The 16,387-nt window shown below is 65.3% G+C and carries 17 protein-coding genes; 6 read left to right on the top strand and 11 right to left on the bottom strand.

Annotation, left to right across the window (positions count from 1 at the left end; translation table 11 throughout):
• Window positions 1-33: 33 nt before the first annotated feature.
• A complete protein-coding gene (locus AB0M74_RS17940; protein WP_366527363.1) occupies window positions 34-582 on the bottom strand; it encodes an RNA polymerase sigma factor in 549 nt (182 codons plus the stop codon).
• Between the two features lie 342 nt (window positions 583-924).
• Window positions 925-1,854, bottom strand: coding sequence for a LysR substrate-binding domain-containing protein (locus AB0M74_RS17935; protein ID WP_366527362.1), 930 nt, complete (start codon window positions 1,852-1,854; stop codon window positions 925-927).
• Between the two features lie 244 nt (window positions 1,855-2,098).
• On the opposite strand from AB0M74_RS17935, the gene AB0M74_RS17930 reads away from it, so the two are divergent.
• On the top strand, window positions 2,099-2,512 hold the full coding sequence (locus AB0M74_RS17930) for a DUF5997 family protein (RefSeq protein ID WP_366527361.1): 414 nt from the start codon (window positions 2,099-2,101) through the stop codon (window positions 2,510-2,512).
• Window positions 2,513-2,620: 108 nt separating this feature from the next.
• On the opposite strand, the gene AB0M74_RS17925 is transcribed toward AB0M74_RS17930, so the two are convergent.
• Window positions 2,621-4,204, bottom strand: a complete 1,584-nt coding sequence (locus tag AB0M74_RS17925; protein ID WP_366527360.1) for a serine hydrolase — start codon at window positions 4,202-4,204, stop codon at window positions 2,621-2,623.
• A 1,078-nt stretch (window positions 4,205-5,282) separates the two neighbouring features.
• Between AB0M74_RS17925 and AB0M74_RS17920 the strand changes: the two genes are divergently transcribed.
• Entirely contained in the window at window positions 5,283-5,744 is a 462-nt protein-coding gene (locus AB0M74_RS17920; protein ID WP_366527359.1) for a PIN domain-containing protein, read from the top strand.
• Window positions 5,745-5,762: 18 nt separating this feature from the next.
• Here the strand turns inward: AB0M74_RS17920 and AB0M74_RS17915 are convergent, their stop codons facing one another.
• Together AB0M74_RS17915 and rlmN are read right to left on the bottom strand one after the other, a co-directional pair.
• Window positions 5,763-6,713 carry an NAD(P)H-dependent oxidoreductase gene (locus AB0M74_RS17915; RefSeq protein WP_366527358.1) on the bottom strand — a complete coding sequence of 317 codons (951 nt, stop codon included), beginning with the start codon at window positions 6,711-6,713 and terminating at the stop codon, window positions 5,763-5,765.
• Between the two features lie 377 nt (window positions 6,714-7,090).
• A complete protein-coding gene (gene rlmN, locus AB0M74_RS17910) occupies window positions 7,091-8,200 on the bottom strand; it encodes a 23S rRNA (adenine(2503)-C(2))-methyltransferase RlmN (RefSeq protein ID WP_366527357.1) in 1,110 nt (369 codons plus the stop codon).
• A gap of 193 nt (window positions 8,201-8,393) precedes the next feature.
• On the opposite strand from rlmN, the gene AB0M74_RS17905 reads away from it, so the two are divergent.
• Window positions 8,394-8,732, top strand: coding sequence for a lipopolysaccharide assembly protein LapA domain-containing protein (locus AB0M74_RS17905; protein ID WP_366527356.1), 339 nt, complete (start codon window positions 8,394-8,396; stop codon window positions 8,730-8,732).
• A gap of 4 nt (window positions 8,733-8,736) precedes the next feature.
• Here AB0M74_RS17905 and AB0M74_RS17900 read toward each other — a convergent pair whose 3' ends face one another.
• The 6 genes from AB0M74_RS17900 to rpsB all read right to left on the bottom strand — a co-directional run bounded on the left by AB0M74_RS17900 (window position 8,737) and on the right by rpsB (window position 14,360).
• Window positions 8,737-9,678 (bottom strand): hypothetical protein, encoded by a 942-nt coding sequence (locus tag AB0M74_RS17900; RefSeq protein ID WP_366527355.1) that lies wholly within the window; start codon window positions 9,676-9,678, stop codon window positions 8,737-8,739.
• A 70-nt stretch (window positions 9,679-9,748) separates the two neighbouring features.
• Window positions 9,749-10,771, bottom strand: coding sequence for a phosphatidate cytidylyltransferase (locus tag AB0M74_RS17895; RefSeq protein ID WP_366527354.1), 1,023 nt, complete (start codon window positions 10,769-10,771; stop codon window positions 9,749-9,751).
• 152 nt (window positions 10,772-10,923) lie between these two features.
• Entirely contained in the window at window positions 10,924-11,481 is a 558-nt protein-coding gene (frr, locus tag AB0M74_RS17890; protein ID WP_366527353.1) for a ribosome recycling factor, read from the bottom strand.
• Between the two features lie 50 nt (window positions 11,482-11,531).
• Window positions 11,532-12,260, bottom strand: coding sequence for a UMP kinase (gene pyrH / locus AB0M74_RS17885; protein ID WP_366527352.1), 729 nt, complete (start codon window positions 12,258-12,260; stop codon window positions 11,532-11,534).
• 226 nt (window positions 12,261-12,486) lie between these two features.
• Window positions 12,487-13,311, bottom strand: coding sequence for a translation elongation factor Ts (gene tsf, locus AB0M74_RS17880; protein ID WP_366527351.1), 825 nt, complete (start codon window positions 13,309-13,311; stop codon window positions 12,487-12,489).
• Window positions 13,312-13,487: 176 nt separating this feature from the next.
• Entirely contained in the window at window positions 13,488-14,360 is an 873-nt protein-coding gene (gene rpsB / locus AB0M74_RS17875) for a 30S ribosomal protein S2 (RefSeq protein ID WP_366527350.1), read from the bottom strand.
• A 388-nt stretch (window positions 14,361-14,748) separates the two neighbouring features.
• On the opposite strand from rpsB, the gene AB0M74_RS17870 reads away from it, so the two are divergent.
• From AB0M74_RS17870 to AB0M74_RS17860, 3 genes are read left to right on the top strand one after another with little or no spacing between them, the layout of a single operon-like run.
• The gene (locus tag AB0M74_RS17870; protein ID WP_366527349.1) at window positions 14,749-15,141 is read left to right on the top strand and encodes a hypothetical protein; all 393 of its coding nucleotides are present in this window, start codon (window positions 14,749-14,751) and stop codon (window positions 15,139-15,141) included.
• Window positions 15,142-15,148: 7 nt separating this feature from the next.
• Complete coding sequence (locus AB0M74_RS17865; protein WP_366527348.1) at window positions 15,149-15,730, top strand: M23 family metallopeptidase; 582 nt, start codon at window positions 15,149-15,151, stop codon at window positions 15,728-15,730.
• Between the two features lie 54 nt (window positions 15,731-15,784).
• Window positions 15,785-16,315, top strand: a complete 531-nt coding sequence (locus AB0M74_RS17860) for a DUF1990 domain-containing protein (protein ID WP_366527347.1) — start codon at window positions 15,785-15,787, stop codon at window positions 16,313-16,315.
• Window positions 16,316-16,387 lie beyond the last annotated feature (72 nt).

Here is a 16,387-nt window from a genome sequence, read left to right as displayed (position 1 = left end):
CGAATGGGCCTCCCGGCACGGCCTGCTGCTCGGTCATTCTGTGCCGCCGTGCAAAGGATCCTGCAAGGTGTGGTGTACCGCTGATCTGGCGCGATGCAGCCGTGACTTCATCGCGGCGGTGCTGAGCCCGAGCAGATCGGCGACCATACGACCGCTGTAACCCTGCACGTCGCGCATGATCAGCACTCGCCGCTGATCACCGGGCAATGCCGCAATAGCCGCCGCGACTCGCTCGGCTTCCAGGCGATGCATCGCCGCGTCCTCGGCCGACACCGTGCCTTCGTCGAGGATCGGTTCGGAGCGACGCGACATCAGCCGTAACTGGCGCAGACACTCGTTGCGAACGATCCGAAACATCCACGATGCCAGGGCCCCCGACGCACGCAACGTCCCGATCTTGCGATACAGGATGATCAGCGCCTCCTGCGCGGCATCCTCGGCGTCCTCCGGCGTGGCACACAGCGAGTAGGCGAACCGCCGAACATGCGGATGCGCCCCCGACACCAGCGCGGTAATCGATTCGGTATCCCCCGACTGCGCCGCGGCAACCAGATGCTCATCCGGCCAGCGCACGTCAGCCACGAGACCGCCCCCGCCGACGCAGCACGGCAACACTGCACGCGCAGACCGCAAGCACACCAACGACAATGGCGGCAATAATCACGACAACCTCCCGATCTCGTGCCGACGGTGTTGCCGACACAGGTATGAGAGACATGAGCGGTCCGAAAGGATTCGCATTCGAGGACCGGTTCGACGTTCTGTCGGGTCCTATGCCCCGTCTTATGGCCGAACGTGCTGATCAGTACGTCGGTATCGTTGGAATCGAATAGGGGTCGCCAGTGTCGCAGGCCAATTGCTCGACCGCATAGCAGGAACCCCGCGTGGCGACCTCGTACTCAGCAACCGGCTGCCCCGAGCGCATCAGCGCCCCCTGCGCTTGGCGGGCTTCTTCTTGGCGGGGGTAGGGCGCCCACCGGTGGCTCGTTTCGGTGGTGTCTTCTTGGGCTGCTGCGCCGGCTTGCTGCGTGCGGCAGGCGATCGCGAGCTTCGTTCCGAGCGACCGCGGACGATCCCCACGAACTCCTCGACCGATTCGGTGGTCCGGTCGGTAGGCCAGGCCAGCACGATCTCGGTGCCGGGGACGTCGGTGATTGTTCGGTACACGAGGTCGCGGCGGGCATGCAGGCGGGCAATCGAATGCGGGACGATCGCAAAGCCGCCGACTGCCGCAACGAGTTCGATGGTGCTTCCTGCTTCATCGATGTCGGTGGCATCGTGCTGCTGTTCGTCCGCCAGATCCGGCGTGCTCACCTGCTCGAACACCGAGAGCGGGTGGTCTTTGGAGACCACGGCGACAGGTAGCTCGCGGTAGAGCGGAATCGCGCTCATGCCGTCGCGGTCGAAGGGCAGGCGAACGAAGCAGAGATCGATACGCCCGTCACGCAGCGCCGCCGACTGCTCGGCCGCCGCGATCGCGACCACTTCGAGCGGAGTATCCGGGAATCGCTCACCCCAGATCCGGGTCCATTTGGACACAGTGACACCCGGCACGAAACCGACACGCAGTTCAGGCGTATCCGTGGCGGCCGGCGCTGCCGCGCGCTCATCGGCGCGAGCGATCAGCTCCCGTGCCTCCCGCAGCAGTTCTTGTCCGTCATCGGTCAGCTGCGTCGGCTGCGCCCCAGGAACGAACAGCCTCGTCCCGAGTTCGTGCTCCAGATCGATGACCGTCTGGCTCAACTTCTGGCGCGCGATATTGAGCGACTTCGCCGCCCGTGCGAAGTGCAGTTCTTCGGCAACCGCAACAAACCAGCGCAGCCGCGCTATGTCGATGGACTCGAACCGGCTCATTCGGTCAAGGGTATTGCCCGACCTGGTCTCGACCTGCGAGCGGGGCAGACACGCAGTTGTCCGGCACACCCTCCCGCACACCACCGAACTGCTCCTACTAGCCCGCATCGGGCAATTGCCGAGGGACCCGCCCACGTTGTCGGACGAACCGCGCCCAGCGGCAACCATCAGACAGCTGCCGCCGCTTCGCTCCGGACCAGACTCCGGACGAACTACCTCCGACGACGCCCATTAGGCTGTATCGGTGAGCCCGGACAAGAAACCGCAGACCATGAAGCCGCTGACCGCGGCGAACAAGCTCGGCATCTACCTTCCGGCGGCGCCCGAAGAATTCCGGAATTCGCCGATCTCACGTGCCGACCTCGAAGAGCTGCGCACCAATCCCCCGGAATGGCTGACCGAACTTCGCCGCACCGGCCCCTTCCCCCGCGACGTGGTCGCTCGCAAACTCGGCGTCTCCAACACCGGCCTCGCCCGCGCCGACGTCTCCGACGCTATCACCAGCGATGAAATCGCCGCCCTGCTCGCGGACCCGCCGGAGTGGCTGGTCCGCGAGCGCGACAGCTACGCCGCGGTGCTGAAGGAAAACGAGCGCATCAAGGCGCAGCAGGCCGAGCGACGTGCGGCATCGAACCGGCCAGCGAAGAATTACCACTAGAGCAACGGTCGGGCTCCGCTCCCCGTGGGGGCCTTCGCCGGCGTGCCCCACGTGGCTTCCTCGGTGACCACACCAGATCGGCGCCATCCGACGATGCGCAGGTACTGGTCATCGTTCGAACGTCCCGAGTCCGTCCTCGTCGAAATACTCGAGGGTGAGCGTGTCGGCCGTGAACTTCGCTGTGGAGATGGTCCCCGGCGGGGCGTTCTCGTCACTCAGCGTGAAGACGAACGTGTCTGCGTCCCAGTGCTTCAACGGGTACGTGCGTCCGGCCGGGCCCAGTGCGAGCACCAGCGTCTCGCCGGCATTCGACACGACGGCGGGTCCCCAGTAGTCGTTCGCATACGTCCCGACATAGGACGCGAGTGGTTGCGGCGCCTTCGGATTTGCAGGCGGCTGTTTGCCGACCAACTCCCCCTCCGGCTCGGCCATCCCGGCGAACGCATGCCGGTAGAGCGCACGCCAGTCTTCACGCACCTCGCCGTATTGCACGAGGTCGGCGAACTCGGCAGTCAGAGTTTCCGGAACTCCGATAGGCGCGGTGTTGGTCAGCGCGACAATGGCCACGTCGGCCGACGGTATCACCAGAAAGTTGGTAGCCGCCCCCAACGCGAAAGCCCCCGAGTGGCTATAAGCGACGCGACCGGCCGAGGTGCTGGACACATTGAACCCATACCCATAGAAACCGGCCCGCGCATCCGGCGCGGTCGGCCGGCCAGAGACCACTTGCGGTGTGATCGCAGGCAATAGCGCCGACTCGGGCGCGATCACTTTCCCGCCGATCTCACCTGTGCCGAGCATCATGGCAAGCCACTGCGCCATATCGCGGACCGAAGAGCTGGCGCCGCCCGCAGGTGCCTGCGCATCCGGATTCCGCACCGACTGCGCGACCCAATCCCCGTCGACCGACATATGCCCGACCGCCCGATTCGATCTCGCCTTGTAGTCATCGAATCGTGAACTGGTGGAGCTCATTCCGAGTGGGGTGTAGAGGACATCGGCGGACAGCTGGGCCCATTCCGCGCCCGCGGCCTCCGCGACCGCCTCGGCTGCGGCAGTCAAGCCGAAGTTGGTGTAGTGGTAGGTAATTCGAAACGGATCCAGCGGGTCCATTCGCAGTTTGTCGAGCACTTGCCTGCGGTCGTAACCCAGATCCTCCAATCGATCACCCGTATGATCGGGTAGCCCGCTGCGGTGCGCGAAAAGATCACCGATCGTGACATTCGCACTGACATACGGTTCACGCAACGCAAACCAAGGTAGCTTCGACACGACCGGCGTATCCCACCCGACCGATCCCACCCCCACCTGATGTGCCACCACTGTCGCCGCAAGCGACTTGGACACCGAAGCAAGCTGAAACACGGTGTCGGAATCCACTTTATCGTCGCGCCCGACCGCACGGACGCCGAAACCCCTGCTGTATACCGCCTTCCCGCCATGCACGACAGCGACCGCCATACCCGGAATCTTGGTGTCCGCCATCAACGACTCGACGAGGCCATCCAGTTTCTCTACGGCAACTTCTACGGCACGGTCGGGCAACGCGAGGCCGACAACCTGGTTCGGCGCGAGATCTACCGTCGCGGACGTGACGCTGCCAGCACCTCCGTTAGTTGGAGAAGCGCAGCTCACAAGTAGTGCGACTGCGGGAACAACGATCACTCCGAACCACCGCGTACGACGGGTCATGGATCATGACGGTAGTACGGGAAAGCTACCCATGTGAGTCGTTTACGGACGCTGCAGCATCATTTACAGCAAATATTCGCGAATCCCTTGATCAGCGGACGTGGTCCACAAACGACCAGGCTTAGGTCAACTCTGCTGAGTGGTGCTTCCAGCATCTTTATCCAGCTCTCCGGCCGCCTGCACCCACAGAGTCGCCGAGGAATACCTAAGCGGCGGATCGCGGTCGCTGGACACGACAGCCACCACTCGCTCCGCTACGTGAACACCGAGGCCGAGTTCGGTACTGCGGCCCGGGACGGGTGGTATGCGGTTGGTTTGGCAGTCCCGCCGCACCGCTCTGCCTCGTCCGCGTGGTGTGCAATCGTGTTCCCTCATCGAGGCCATGGGATTGCTGAGCATCGAGTCGGCGAACGCCGGCAGAGATGTTCGGACACCGGGTAATTCGTCCAGAACGCAGAGGGCCTGTTCGAGCACTGCGCGTCTGTTCGACCGAACCTTCGATGAGTCCGTTCCGCGGCGTCGATGGGACCCAGGTCTCCAAGAGCGGGCTGCGCTGGCACAATGCCGTTTCCGGACAGCCACGCCCACAAGCGGTTTCGCTCTGCGGCTGCGCATCGACATTCGGCGGCACGATCGCCGATCGGCCCCACCGGCTGCCTGGCGTCCAGCGGTCCCACCCACACACGCCGCACCGCCCGCCCCGCCGAGAATCCTTCATGCAGCACCCGCCACAGAGGGGCCAACGCAGCTGCGGAACCGGACTCCGGAGAGTTACCCGCCGCCCATTTCCCGTTGCTGGGTGCGCAGCTCCTCGGCTCTCATCCGCCGATTTCAGTTCCTAGACCGCAGCAATTTCCGGGCCGCTGATTCCCGCAGGCAGGGACCGCCTACACATATATGCACAGAGCAACGTCAGCGAGGCGGAGATCATTCGCAATGCGATACACCTTGCCGCGCTGCGGATGCAGCGGCGATCGGAACCACTCCGCCTGAGGCGATTCGCCAGCGGCGATCCCACCCTCGCCGAGCGTGTCGACGAGTACCTCGCCGATGATTTCGGCGACCACCCGGAACGCCCGTGACAGTCGATATCGAGGGGCCCGGAATTGTCATAGCCGACACATCCGGGCTGATTGCCGCATTCGACACCTCGTCACCGGAGAGCGACGGGGCCTTTCACACCCTCGAACAGGCCGGCATGGTCGTGCTGTCACCACTCGCACTCGCCGAGGTCGACCATGTCGCCCGCCGGGTACTGGGCCGACGGATCGCAACGGAGATGATCGAGGACCTCAGTGCTCAAGCTCGCACGGGGCGTTTCGACATCGCCGCAGTGACACCTGATGTGTGGGATCAGGCCAATGCCGTCCGCAGGCTCTACCCCGGCTTGCGTCTTGACCTCGCGGACGCAGTCATTGTCGCCTTAGCCGCTGACTACGAAACCGACGCGGTCCTCACCCTCGACCGACGAGGCTTCCGAGCCCTGACGCCCCTCACCGAGCACAAAGCATTCCGCGTACTGCCCGACGACCTTCGCTGACTGCGTAACGCTCTGAGTTCACTGCGACCGCTCAGGACGGACGGTGAACGCAGACGGCTCATAAATCTTTGCGCGCCGAGCTATCTCGTCCGCCTGCGCACCCTGGCGTGCGGCGGTTTGCTGGATCTCGAAGAAGTGGTCGCGCAGCTCCTCCATCGATGTCACGGAGCCGCGAGCCCGGCCCGCAGGGAACCGCACGGTCACCGCGCCGTCGATGACAACGAGTTCGCCGCTCGTCCCACAGGTCGCACACTCGGCCTCCTGGCCGCGTAGTACGAAAACATCCAGGTGGCAAGACGGGCACAGCCCGGGCTTGTCGGCGAGGTATTTCGCGTCCTCGAAACGCGCGCCGACCTGCCCCGTCACGTTGCGGCCGAGCTGTGTCGCTCGCGCCATAGCGCTGTCGTCGAGGACAACGGATCGAGGCATGCCCGCGCCCGCGAACTGCACTTGATCGACCACTGCGATCCGCATGGAGAAGGTCAGGGTGTGCAGCAGCGGCAGCGCCAAAGTGGTCCAGCGCGGCGTCAAAGACCCTCCGACAGCGATGAATCCGGCTACTCGCGGCCTGAGGACCCGTTCGTCCACCCGGAATGACACCGCCGGAGTTACGCCGGAAGCCTGCAGGCGCAGCAGTTCGGTGGTGATGGCGGCGTCGGCGTTGGGGCCGAGGATCCGGTCGGCGAGAAGTTTCAGGCGGCCGGGGATGGTCCTGGTCAGCACCGGGACGGCAACGATCAGCGCATCACACTCGATGAGCTGCTCCCAGAACCACGCGGTGTCGTCGGCTGTTCCGGCGTTCGGACCGGGTGCGATCTCCAAGTCGTCGAGCCTGATCAGCCTCGCGTCCATCCCGCCTTCCCTGGCGGCGGCCAGCGCGGCTGTCAGCAGGAGCTCCGCGCTGCCGCCGGGTTGTCCGCAAGACAGCCCGAGCACGATTCCACCATCCGACGGGGTCGAGAGCGTCATGGTGCGGAGCGTAACCGGAAATCGGAAATATCGCCTGTCCACAGTGGTGCAGGAAGCCGAGATGCCCGCCCGATCAGCCAGCTCCGCCGTACAGCACTGATGCCGCACCGATCGCAGAGGTCGGGCAGTACTGCGGCTTTGGCATACCGGCTACCCCGCTCGCCGACCGCGGTTCCCTCCACACCGCACTGGTTCCCGCGACGATTCTACGGCTGGGCGTCATTCCCTGGAGAACTACCTCGTCGAGCATCGCGGCGTTGCCCTGGCGCCCGCCTGCGCACGTTCACTTACGCACGTCACCGTTCTTCGACAGCGGCCTGAGCCGACCGCGCACCACGAAACAACCGACTCCGGCGTAATCCGCACCGCCGCGGAGACTATCCCTCCGCCGCCAATTGCCCACAGGCAGCGGCGATTTCCTGGCCGCGGGTATCGCGGACAGTACACGGGACACCCTGAGCGTTGACACGCCGCACGAACTCGGCCTCGACGGGCTTGGGGCTCGCGTCCCACTTGCTACCCGGGGTCGGATTCAGCGGGATGACATTGACGTGCACGCGCGAACCGAGTGCCTTGTGCAGCTTCTGACCCAACATGTCCGCACGCCACGGCTGATCATTGATATCGCGGATCAGCGCGTACTCGATCGACACGCGACGGCCGCTCTTGTCGGCGTAGTAGCGGGCCGCATCGAGGACCTCGGCCACCGGCCAGCGGTTGTTGACCGGGACCAGGGTGTCGCGCAGCTCGTCGTCGGGAGTATGCAGCGAGACCGCGAGGGTCACCGAGAGGTCCTCGTCGGCGAGCTTGCGGATGGCGGGAGCCAGGCCGACAGTGGAGACAACGACGTTGCGCTGGGAAATACCGAAGCCGTCCGGGGCCGGTGAGGTGATCCGGCGGACTGCGGCGACTACGCGCTTGTAGTTGGCCAGGGGTTCGCCCATACCCATGAAGACGATGTTGGAGAGTCGGCCGGGTCCGCCCGCGACTTCACCGTCGCGCATGGCCGCCGCCGCAGCTCGGACCTGGTCGACGATCTCGGCGGTGGACAGGTTGCGGTTCAGGCCGCCCTGTCCGGTAGCACAGAACGGGCAGGCCATACCGCAACCTGCTTGGCTGGAGATGCAGAGGGTGGCGCGGTCCGGGTAGCGCATGAGAACGCTCTCGAGGAGGGTACCGTCGCCTGCTCGCCACAACGTCTTTCGCGTCTCACCCGCGTCACATGCCACGTGCTTCACGACCGACATCAGTGGCGGGAAGAGTGCCTCGCCGATTTTCTCGCGCACCGGCGCGGGCAGATCCGTCATCTGTTCGGGGTCGGCCTGCAGGCGGCCGTAGTACTGCCTGGCGATCTGGTCCGCTCGAAACTTCGGCAGTCCCAGTTCCTCGACCGCCGCGCGACGGCCGTCGGCATCGAGGTCGGCGAGGTGCCGAGGGGGCATACCACGGCGCGGAGCATCGAAGACAAGCGGAAGGGAGACGGTCATAGTTTCTCCAGTGTCCCATCCCTTGCGCGCGCTGCCGACCGGAGGTGACGATCGCGACGCCTGACGCGACGAAGGTCACTGCGCGAGGCTCGGATCACAGTGCCGAATGGCATGCAGGTTCCGATCCGGCGACAGACGGATCCCCCGCACTCAAATGCGTGCGCGGGTCATAGCGATCGACAATGATCAGACTATGACGAGCCCCGCCGAGGAGTCGTCCGAACCGCAGCTCGGTCGGCCGACAGAACCTGTTGTTCCTCCCACGCCGCCGAAGCCCGCCACCAGGACCTTGGAAAAGTCCAGGACCGGATACACCTGGATCGGCCTCATCGTCGCGGCGCTGATCGGCATCCTGGTGCTGATCTTCATCCTGCAGAACCTCGAACAGCAAAGAGTGGATCTGTTGTTCTGGGATTTCTCGCTGCCGGTCGGAATTCTGGTGCTCCTGTCGGCGATCGCGGGTGCCTTGGTGATGGCGCTGGTCGGCGGAGTCCGCATCGTACAGCTCAGACGGGTCGCCAAGCGTCCGTGAGCGGCTAGCGACCGACCATGCGCTCGAGCACCTCGTGGAACTCTTCGTCGACAACGATGGCCAGACCTTCGTCATCGATCCGGGTGAGCTGGGTCCACCGTCCCCGACGCCACCAGAACACGTAGGGGCTGATCGCGCCGGGCTGGTCCGCGTATTCCGCCGCCGCGAAACCGGCCATGGCGTTCAGTGACGGGATCAGCTGCGGACCCTCGATGACATGGAAGGCGACCAGGTGTCGGAAGGGCACCGCTACCAGCGCGCCGTCGTCGCCGAGCGGCGCGCCGACGAGCTTCGCCACCAGTTCGTCCAGCAGCAACGCCCAGGATGCGGTCAGGTACGAGTCGCCCGCGACCACATCGAATCGCGTACCATCCTCGTCCTCGATGACATCGTGCTGCTCGATGGGCACCTCACGCAGGTTGTCCATCGCGCGCGCCCGCAGCTGATCCAGGTCGCCGAGGTCGATCAGCGACTGCCACGGCAAGGTCTGGACGCTGTCGGGCAGATCGAGTGCGAGCGCCGCGTGCAGGCCGGGAGCCAGTTCTGCCGCATAGCTGTAGTCCCCGCCGGTGGCCAGTTGATGCTCGCCCGACACTTTGGGATAGAGCAGCGACCATACCTCGGCGGTCGGCATCGCGGAGGTGTCGGTCGCCCCGTCGATGCTGCGCAGTACGAGGTCGACGTGACGTTCGATCAGCGCGGGCCAGTTCTCGGGACCTTCGGCGGCATTGTGGCATGCGGCCGCGATGTTGTAGAGACCGAACTCGTTCCCCGAGTCATCGGTGACGTGCGTGCCGAAAACCGTTACCTCGAAGCCACGTTCGGAGAAGGCGCGGTACACGTTCTCGCGTAGTCTGCCGCCCTCACCCTCCGACAAGAACTCGAACTCGGCATCACGCGGCAGATCTGCCGAATCACGCTGGGACACATGACGAAACAATCCCACTGCAGCCACTCCGTCCGAAGATCAACGCGCCGAGCGTATCCGGATGCTCCTGGCACGCGCGCGCCGGGCGTCAGAGGAACGTGGAAAGCACAAGCCAGGAAACGAAGGCCGAGGGCAGCATCGAATCGAGGCGGTCCATGATGCCGCCATGACCGGGCAGCAGGGTGCCCATGTCCTTGATCCCGAGCTCCCGTTTGATCTGCGACTCGATGAGGTCGCCGACCGTAGCGACCAGGACGAGGCCGATGCCGAGCACCACGCCGATCATGGAGTTGGCATCCAGCAGCAGGGTGACCGTCAACAGACCGCCGATGACGCTGAAGACCAGTGAGCCGCCGAAGCCTTCCCACGACTTCTTCGGGCTGATCGACGGCACCATCGGATGGCGGCCGAACAGCACGCCGGCCACGTAGCCGCCGACGTCGGAGCACACCACCAGGATCATGAAGGTCAGCACCCGCAGGTTGCCGTCCGGTTCCAGCAGCAACAGGGTGGCGAAGGAGGCGAGCAGCGGGATCCACGCCAGGGTGAAGATCGCGATCGCGGTGTCGCGCAGGAAGTTTCGTGGCGCGGTTTGCAGTCCGTGGTCGAAGAGGCGCCACACCATACAGACCAGTGCGGTGGCGGCGAAGGCGCCCGCGACGCCGCTGGCGCCCCACGGCCAGCCGAGCCAGAACACCGCCTGGCCGCCGACGATCAGCGGGATCCTCGGCACCAGCACGTCGGCCTCGCGCAGCCGCTTGGCGACCTCCCAGGTCGCGACGCCGACGCCGGCGGCCGCAACGCCGATGAATACCTTCGGCACGAAGAGCAGGATCGCGATGAGCGATAACCCGAGACCGAATCCGACGGCCAGCGCGGCGGGCAGGTTCCGGCCCGCCCGCGATTTCGCCGCCGCCGCAACGGCCTCGTGAGTTGTCGCGTCGGCCGCACCGGCATGCTGGTCGACGGTTGCACCATCGGAGGCACTTTCGGCGGTCGCGGCGTCACGCACGTCCCCGTGCTCTGCATCAGGTGTGCCGTTCGCCGGCGGCGGCGTTGCGGCCGCACCGGTCGCGGCGGCGTTCTCGGCCACGATTGTCCCGTCGCTCACTCGTCGTTCCGTTCGTTCCCCGCCCGGGGGCGGGCGCTCGGCTGTCTTCCATCGGCGGCATTCCCGGTGCCCTACGTGGTTACGCAAGCTGCCGCCTCCGGGCCCGTCGCTCACGCCGCCACGTCCGATGACATCGGCATACGCCGAGGACGTCAGACCTCGAGCAGTTCAGATTCCTTGTGCTTGACCAGCTCGTCGATCTGGCCGACGTACTTCGCGGTGGTCTTGTCGAGCTCCTTTTCGGCGCGCCCGACCTCATCCTCGCCCGCCTCGCCATCTTTCTGGATGCGCGACAGTTCGTCCATAGCCTTGCGGCGGACATTTCGTATCGACACCTTGGCGTCTTCACCCTTGCTCTTGGCCTGCTTGGCCAGTTCCCTGCGACGCTCCTCGGTGAGCTGCGGGATCGAGATGCGGATGATGTCACCGTTGTTGGTCGGGTTCACCCCGAGGTCGGAATTACGGATCGCGGTCTCGATCGGACCCATCTGCGCCTGCTCATAGGGCTTGATCACCACCATCCGTGGCTCCGGCACCGTGATGCTCGACATCTGGGTGATCGGGGTCATCGAACCGTAGTAGTCGACGACGATCCGGGAAAACATGCCCGGGTTCGCGCGACCGGTCCGGATGGAACCTAGATCGTCCTTCGCAACCGAGACAGCCTTCTCCATTTTCTCCTCGGCATCGAAGAGCGCTTCATCAATCACGACCGTTTCCTCCACAGCATCGTCAGCGTCATGATCCGCAGGTCGCGGGGTCAGGACCGAACCAATGTGCCGATCTTCTCACCGGCGACCGCCCGGGCAATATTGCCCTTCGTCAATAAATTGAACACCAGGATGGGCATCTGGTTATCCATACACAAGCTGAAAGCCGTCGCGTCGGCGACCTTCAGATCGCGCTCGATGACTTCCTTATGGGTGATCTCGGTGTACATGGTGGCGCTGGTGTCCACCCGAGGGTCAGCGGTGAACACCCCGTCGACCGCCTTTGCCATCAGCACCACATCGGCGCCGATCTCCAAGGCGCGCTGGGCGGCGGTGGTGTCGGTGGAGAAGTACGGCATGCCCATCCCCGCGCCGAAGATAACCACGCGCCCCTTCTCCAAGTGCCGCTTGGCCCGCAATGGCAGGTACGGCTCGGCGACCTGGCCCATGGTGATGGCGGTCTGCACCCGGGTGTCGACGCCCTCCTGCTGCAGAAAGTCTTGCAGCGCAAGGCTGTTCATCACGGTGCCGAGCATGCCCATGTAGTCCGAACGGGCCCGCTCCATACCGCGCTCCTCGAGCTCGGCGCCACGGAAGAAGTTACCGCCGCCGATCACGACGGCCACCTGGACACCGGAGGCGACGACCTCGGCGATCTGCTCGGCGACCGCCTGCACGACGTCGGGATCGAGCCCGACCTTGCCGCCGCCGAACATCTCACCACCGAGTTTGAGCAGCACCCGGCGATATCCTGGGCGGTCGATCCCCGGGTCCGTCATGGGTGTGCTTCTCCTTCGGCGATGGATTCGGTCTCACGGCAAGCAGGTCGGCCGGACAGCAATGTAGAGCGAACCTATCCTGCCTTATTCGGATTCCGCGGCAGCAAAAGGCCCCCTCTGAACCGCCGGGCTCGCCCGGTCGGACCACGGAATCGGGGGCAAGCGAGCCCGGACAGCCGAAACCCCTCGCACACCGATGTGGAGCGCGAGGGGTCTCGAAGGGAGATCAGGCCTGTCCGACCTCGAAGCGGGCGAAGCGGGTCACGGTGACGCCGGCCTCTTCCAGCAGGGCCTTGACGGTCTTCTTGGAATCGGTGACCGACGACTGCTCGAGCAGCACGACATCCTTGAAGAAGCCGTTGACGCGACCCTCGGTGATCTTCGGCAGGGCGGCCTCGGGCTTGCCCTCTTCGCGGGCGGTCTCCTCGGCGATGCGACGCTCGTTGTCCACGACCTCGGCCGGAACCTCGTCGCGGGTCAGGTACTTGGCCTTGAGCGCGGCGACCTGCATGCCGACGGCACGCGCGGCCTCGGCGGCAGCGTCACCCTCGCCCTGGTACTCGACCAGCACGCCGACGGCGGGCGGCAGGTCGGTGGCCCGCTTGTGCAGGTAGGTGGCGACCGCTCCGTCGAAGGAAGCGACGCGACGCAGCTCGAGCTTCTCGCCGATCTTGGCGGCCAGCGCCTGCACGGCGTCGTCAGCGGTCTGGCCACCGAGGTCGAGAGCCTTCAGCGCGTCCAGGTCGGCAGGCTTCGCGGCCGCGGCAGCGGTCACGATCTTGTCGGCCAGACCCTGGAACTCGTCGTTCTTGGCGACGAAGTCGGTCTCGGAGTTGATCTCGACCAGCACACCGCCCTTGGCCGCGATCAGGCCTTCGGCGGTGGAACGCTCGGCACGCTTGCCGACATCCTTGGCGCCCTTGATGCGCAGCACCTCGACGGCCTTGTCGAAATCACCCTCGGTCTCGACCAGCGCGTTCTTGCAATCCATCATCCCGGAGCCGGTGAGCTCCCGCAGCCGCTTCACGTCAGCGGCGGTGTAGTTCGCCATCGGTGGCGATCCTCCTGTGTGTTGTCAATGGGTGGTAACACCACCTTGCCGACCTCTCCCGTACTGGAAGAGGCCGGCAAGGTGAACAAAGCCGTCACGGTCGCAGCGACAGGGCCGGAGGCGGCAGCTCGCGTAACCGGAGGCCACGCTGCTACCGCCATCCAACACCGCGAGGCTCAGGCGTCGGCCGGAGTGGTGGCCGGCGGAACCTCGGCGACCGCGGCGTCAGCGGCGGTCTCGACCTCGGCAGGGGCCTCGGCCTCGGCAGCGGCGGGGGCAGCCTGCGCGAGCAGCTCCTGCTCCCACTCGGCGAGCGGCTCGCCCGCGCCGGCTTCCGGCTTCTCGTCACCGGAGGAGATGCCGGCCCGCGCCTGCACGCCCTCGGCCACCGCGGAGGCGACGACCTTGGTGAGCAGAGCGGCGGAACGGATCGCGTCGTCGTTACCCGGGATCGGGTAGTCGACCAGGTCGGGATCGCAGTTGGTGTCCAGGATCGCGATGACCGGGATGTTCAGCTTGCGGGCCTCGCCTACGGCGATGTGCTCCTTGTTGGTGTCGACGACCCAGATGGCCGAAGGCACTTTGGCCATGTCGCGGATACCACCGAGGGTGCGCTCGAGCTTGTTCATCTCACGCGTGAGCATGAGGATTTCCTTCTTGGTGCGACCCTCGAAGCCACCGGTCTGCTCCATGGCCTCGAGCTCCTTGAGGCGCTGCAGACGCTTGTGCACGGTCGAGAAGTTGGTGAGCATGCCACCCAGCCAGCGCTGGTTGACATAGGGCATCCCGACGCGAGTCGCCTCGGCCGCGATCGACTCCTGGGCCTGCTTCTTCGTGCCGACGAAGAGAACGGTGCCACCGTGGGCGACGGTCTCCTTGACGAACTCGTAGGCCTTGTCGATGTAGGTCAGCGTCTGCTGCAGGTCGATGATGTAGATGCCGTTGCGGTCGGTGAAGATGAACCGCTTCATCTTCGGGTTCCAGCGTCGAGTCTGGTGTCCGAAGTGCGCGCCGCTGTCGAGCAGCTGCTTCATTGTTACGACAGCCATAGCTCCCGTATCTCACTTTCATTGCCGGTTGACGCAGCAGATCGGCGATCCGCTGCCCTGGCGCCTCCGAATCATCGGACCCGACCACGAAGATCAGGACCAGCCGACGATTCCCTGCTCCGCACTGCACTGTCACGAACGAATGGAATCCGGTTCGAACAGCGCCGTTGCGAACAAGCACAGGGTGGCGCGCGAAGTCGGCCCATGCACGCACAGACCGCTCGATCAGTCTACGTCTTCGGTAGCCCACGGCTAAATCGGCCTGCGATGCAGGCATCCCGAATGGCCCATGCGCAGGCGAAATGCCTGATTTCCACAGTTGCGGATGTTGTCCACAATCAGCGGATCGGGGGTACTGCCGAGGGTCCGGGCCGATGAGGGTAGAGGAATGAATCGCATCAGCATTTTCCTGACAATGTTCATTCCACTGTTGTTCGCAGGATCGGTGGCCATGGCGCCGAACGCGGCGGCAACGCCACCGGAAACGTTCGGGCTTGCTACGCCTGTTCCCTCCGATATCCATGCCTCCTTGCCGCCACGTCCGGCGCCGAGCAGTTGGCAGGCCGTACTCGCAGCGGGCAGCTCGATGGGCGCCTCGGCACCGTCGGTCCCCGGCCTGGGAACTTCGCCGGGTCTGCTGCGCCCTGATCCGTTGCGGTCGGGAGCTATGCCCGGGGTCGGGACCGGTTCGGCGGGTGACTCGGCGCGCATTGCCAGTGATCTGCTGCGGCTGTTGGGTCTTGTCCGGCAGGTTCCGCTTCCACTTCCTGCGCAGCACTGAATCTCGAATGAATCGCATCAGCAGGGCGGGCCCGGAAAACACGGGACAATGCGTGCATGCCGGTCGACACTGGCGGCGGGCGGTGTTCGTCGTCATCGGTGTGACTGCTCTGCTGGGTACGACGGAGCGGTCGGTTGTGGCCGCTCCGGCCGGACAGTTCGGATGGCCGTTGCAGCCGCGGCCATCGATCGAGCGGCGGTTCGACCAACTCGAGCACGATTGGTTACCAGGGCACCGTGGAGTCGATCTGGCAGGTATGGCCGGTCAGGTGGTGTTCGCGGCGGGCGACGGCATCGTCGTGTTCGCCGGGAAGGTTGCGGACAAGCCGGTGGTGTCGATCGACCATTCCGGTGGTTTGCGGACCACCTACGAGCCGGTCGAGCCAGCAGTCCCGGTGGGAAGCCGGGTCGGGCGCGGGACGCCGATCGGGAAGCTGGAGGCCGGTCACGAGGGCTGCGCCGTGGCGGCATGCCTGCACTGGGGTGCCCGGCGGGAGGCGGGCGGACGCAACCGGCGCGAGTATGTGGATCCACTCGGGTTGTTGCATGCGGTTGCCCTTCGGCTCAAGCCGATGCTCCACCATGGCTGAAGCGTTTGTGAACGATTGCTTCCGAACCTCGGTTCCGACGGCGAAGATCGAGGTATGGACAACGCGCTCGGCGACCCTTCGTTCACCTACTCCGAGGTCGGCGCCACCAAGGGGCCGCTGCCGGACGGCTACCACCGGTTCCGGCTGCGGCGACGGATCGGGCACGGACGAGCACTGTTCGAGCACGCGGGCACGGAGATCTTGGCGTATCGAATGCAGAAAGGCACCGCCATCTTTCAGGAGGCGAGCACACCGACCGCCGAGCCCGGCACTCGGCTGACAGTGCGACTGGGCTTCGGCCCCTTGGCAATAACGGCACCCTGCCGCGTGGTGTACGTGCTCGACGAGTCCGATCGACGCGGCTTCGCCTATGGCACGCTGCCCGGCCACCCGGAAATCGGCGAGGAACTCTTCGCTGTGGAGTACGACCGCGCCGATGACACCGTGTACGGGTTGGTGACCGCGTTCTCCCGTAACGCGGCGTGGTACGCGCGCATCGGCGGCCCGGCGGTCCGGCTCGTCCAGCGCTTCATCGCAAGCAAGTACATCGACGCGCTGCCGACGAAGACACCGACCCAGCATTAGTTGTGCGCGCTCGGTGGTCACACAACAGCTGCGCACCACCACGAACGACGATTGAGCGGTCGAGGGTGGCAT

This window comes from Nocardia sp. NPDC051463 (assembly GCF_040681975.1).
Lineage (GTDB): Bacteria > Actinomycetota > Actinomycetes > Mycobacteriales > Mycobacteriaceae > Nocardia.
Note: the sequence above shows the minus strand (reverse complement) of the source record. Positions and strands in the feature narration are given on the sequence as shown.

What these genes read in the sequence shown, in the direction of transcription:
- AB0M74_RS17915 (WP_366527358.1), bottom strand. Translation starts at nt 6,713, where the DNA reads ATGACGCTCTCGACCCCGTCGGATGGTGGAATCGTGCTCGGGCTGTCT.
- AB0M74_RS17865 (WP_366527348.1), top strand. Translation starts at nt 15,149, where the DNA reads ATGAATCGCATCAGCAGGGCGGGCCCGGAAAACACGGGACAATGCGTG.
- AB0M74_RS17870 (WP_366527349.1), top strand. Translation starts at nt 14,749, where the DNA reads ATGAATCGCATCAGCATTTTCCTGACAATGTTCATTCCACTGTTGTTC.
- tsf (WP_366527351.1), bottom strand. Translation starts at nt 13,311, where the DNA reads ATGGCGAACTACACCGCCGCTGACGTGAAGCGGCTGCGGGAGCTCACC.
- rpsB (WP_366527350.1), bottom strand. Translation starts at nt 14,360, where the DNA reads ATGGCTGTCGTAACAATGAAGCAGCTGCTCGACAGCGGCGCGCACTTC.
- rlmN (WP_366527357.1), bottom strand. Translation starts at nt 8,200, where the DNA reads ATGACCGTCTCCCTTCCGCTTGTCTTCGATGCTCCGCGCCGTGGTATG.
- AB0M74_RS17905 (WP_366527356.1), top strand. Translation starts at nt 8,394, where the DNA reads ATGACGAGCCCCGCCGAGGAGTCGTCCGAACCGCAGCTCGGTCGGCCG.
- AB0M74_RS17925 (WP_366527360.1), bottom strand. Translation starts at nt 4,204, where the DNA reads ATGACCCGTCGTACGCGGTGGTTCGGAGTGATCGTTGTTCCCGCAGTC.
- AB0M74_RS17935 (WP_366527362.1), bottom strand. Translation starts at nt 1,854, where the DNA reads ATGAGCCGGTTCGAGTCCATCGACATAGCGCGGCTGCGCTGGTTTGTT.
- AB0M74_RS17860 (WP_366527347.1), top strand. Translation starts at nt 15,785, where the DNA reads ATGGACAACGCGCTCGGCGACCCTTCGTTCACCTACTCCGAGGTCGGC.
- pyrH (WP_366527352.1), bottom strand. Translation starts at nt 12,260, where the DNA reads ATGACGGACCCGGGGATCGACCGCCCAGGATATCGCCGGGTGCTGCTC.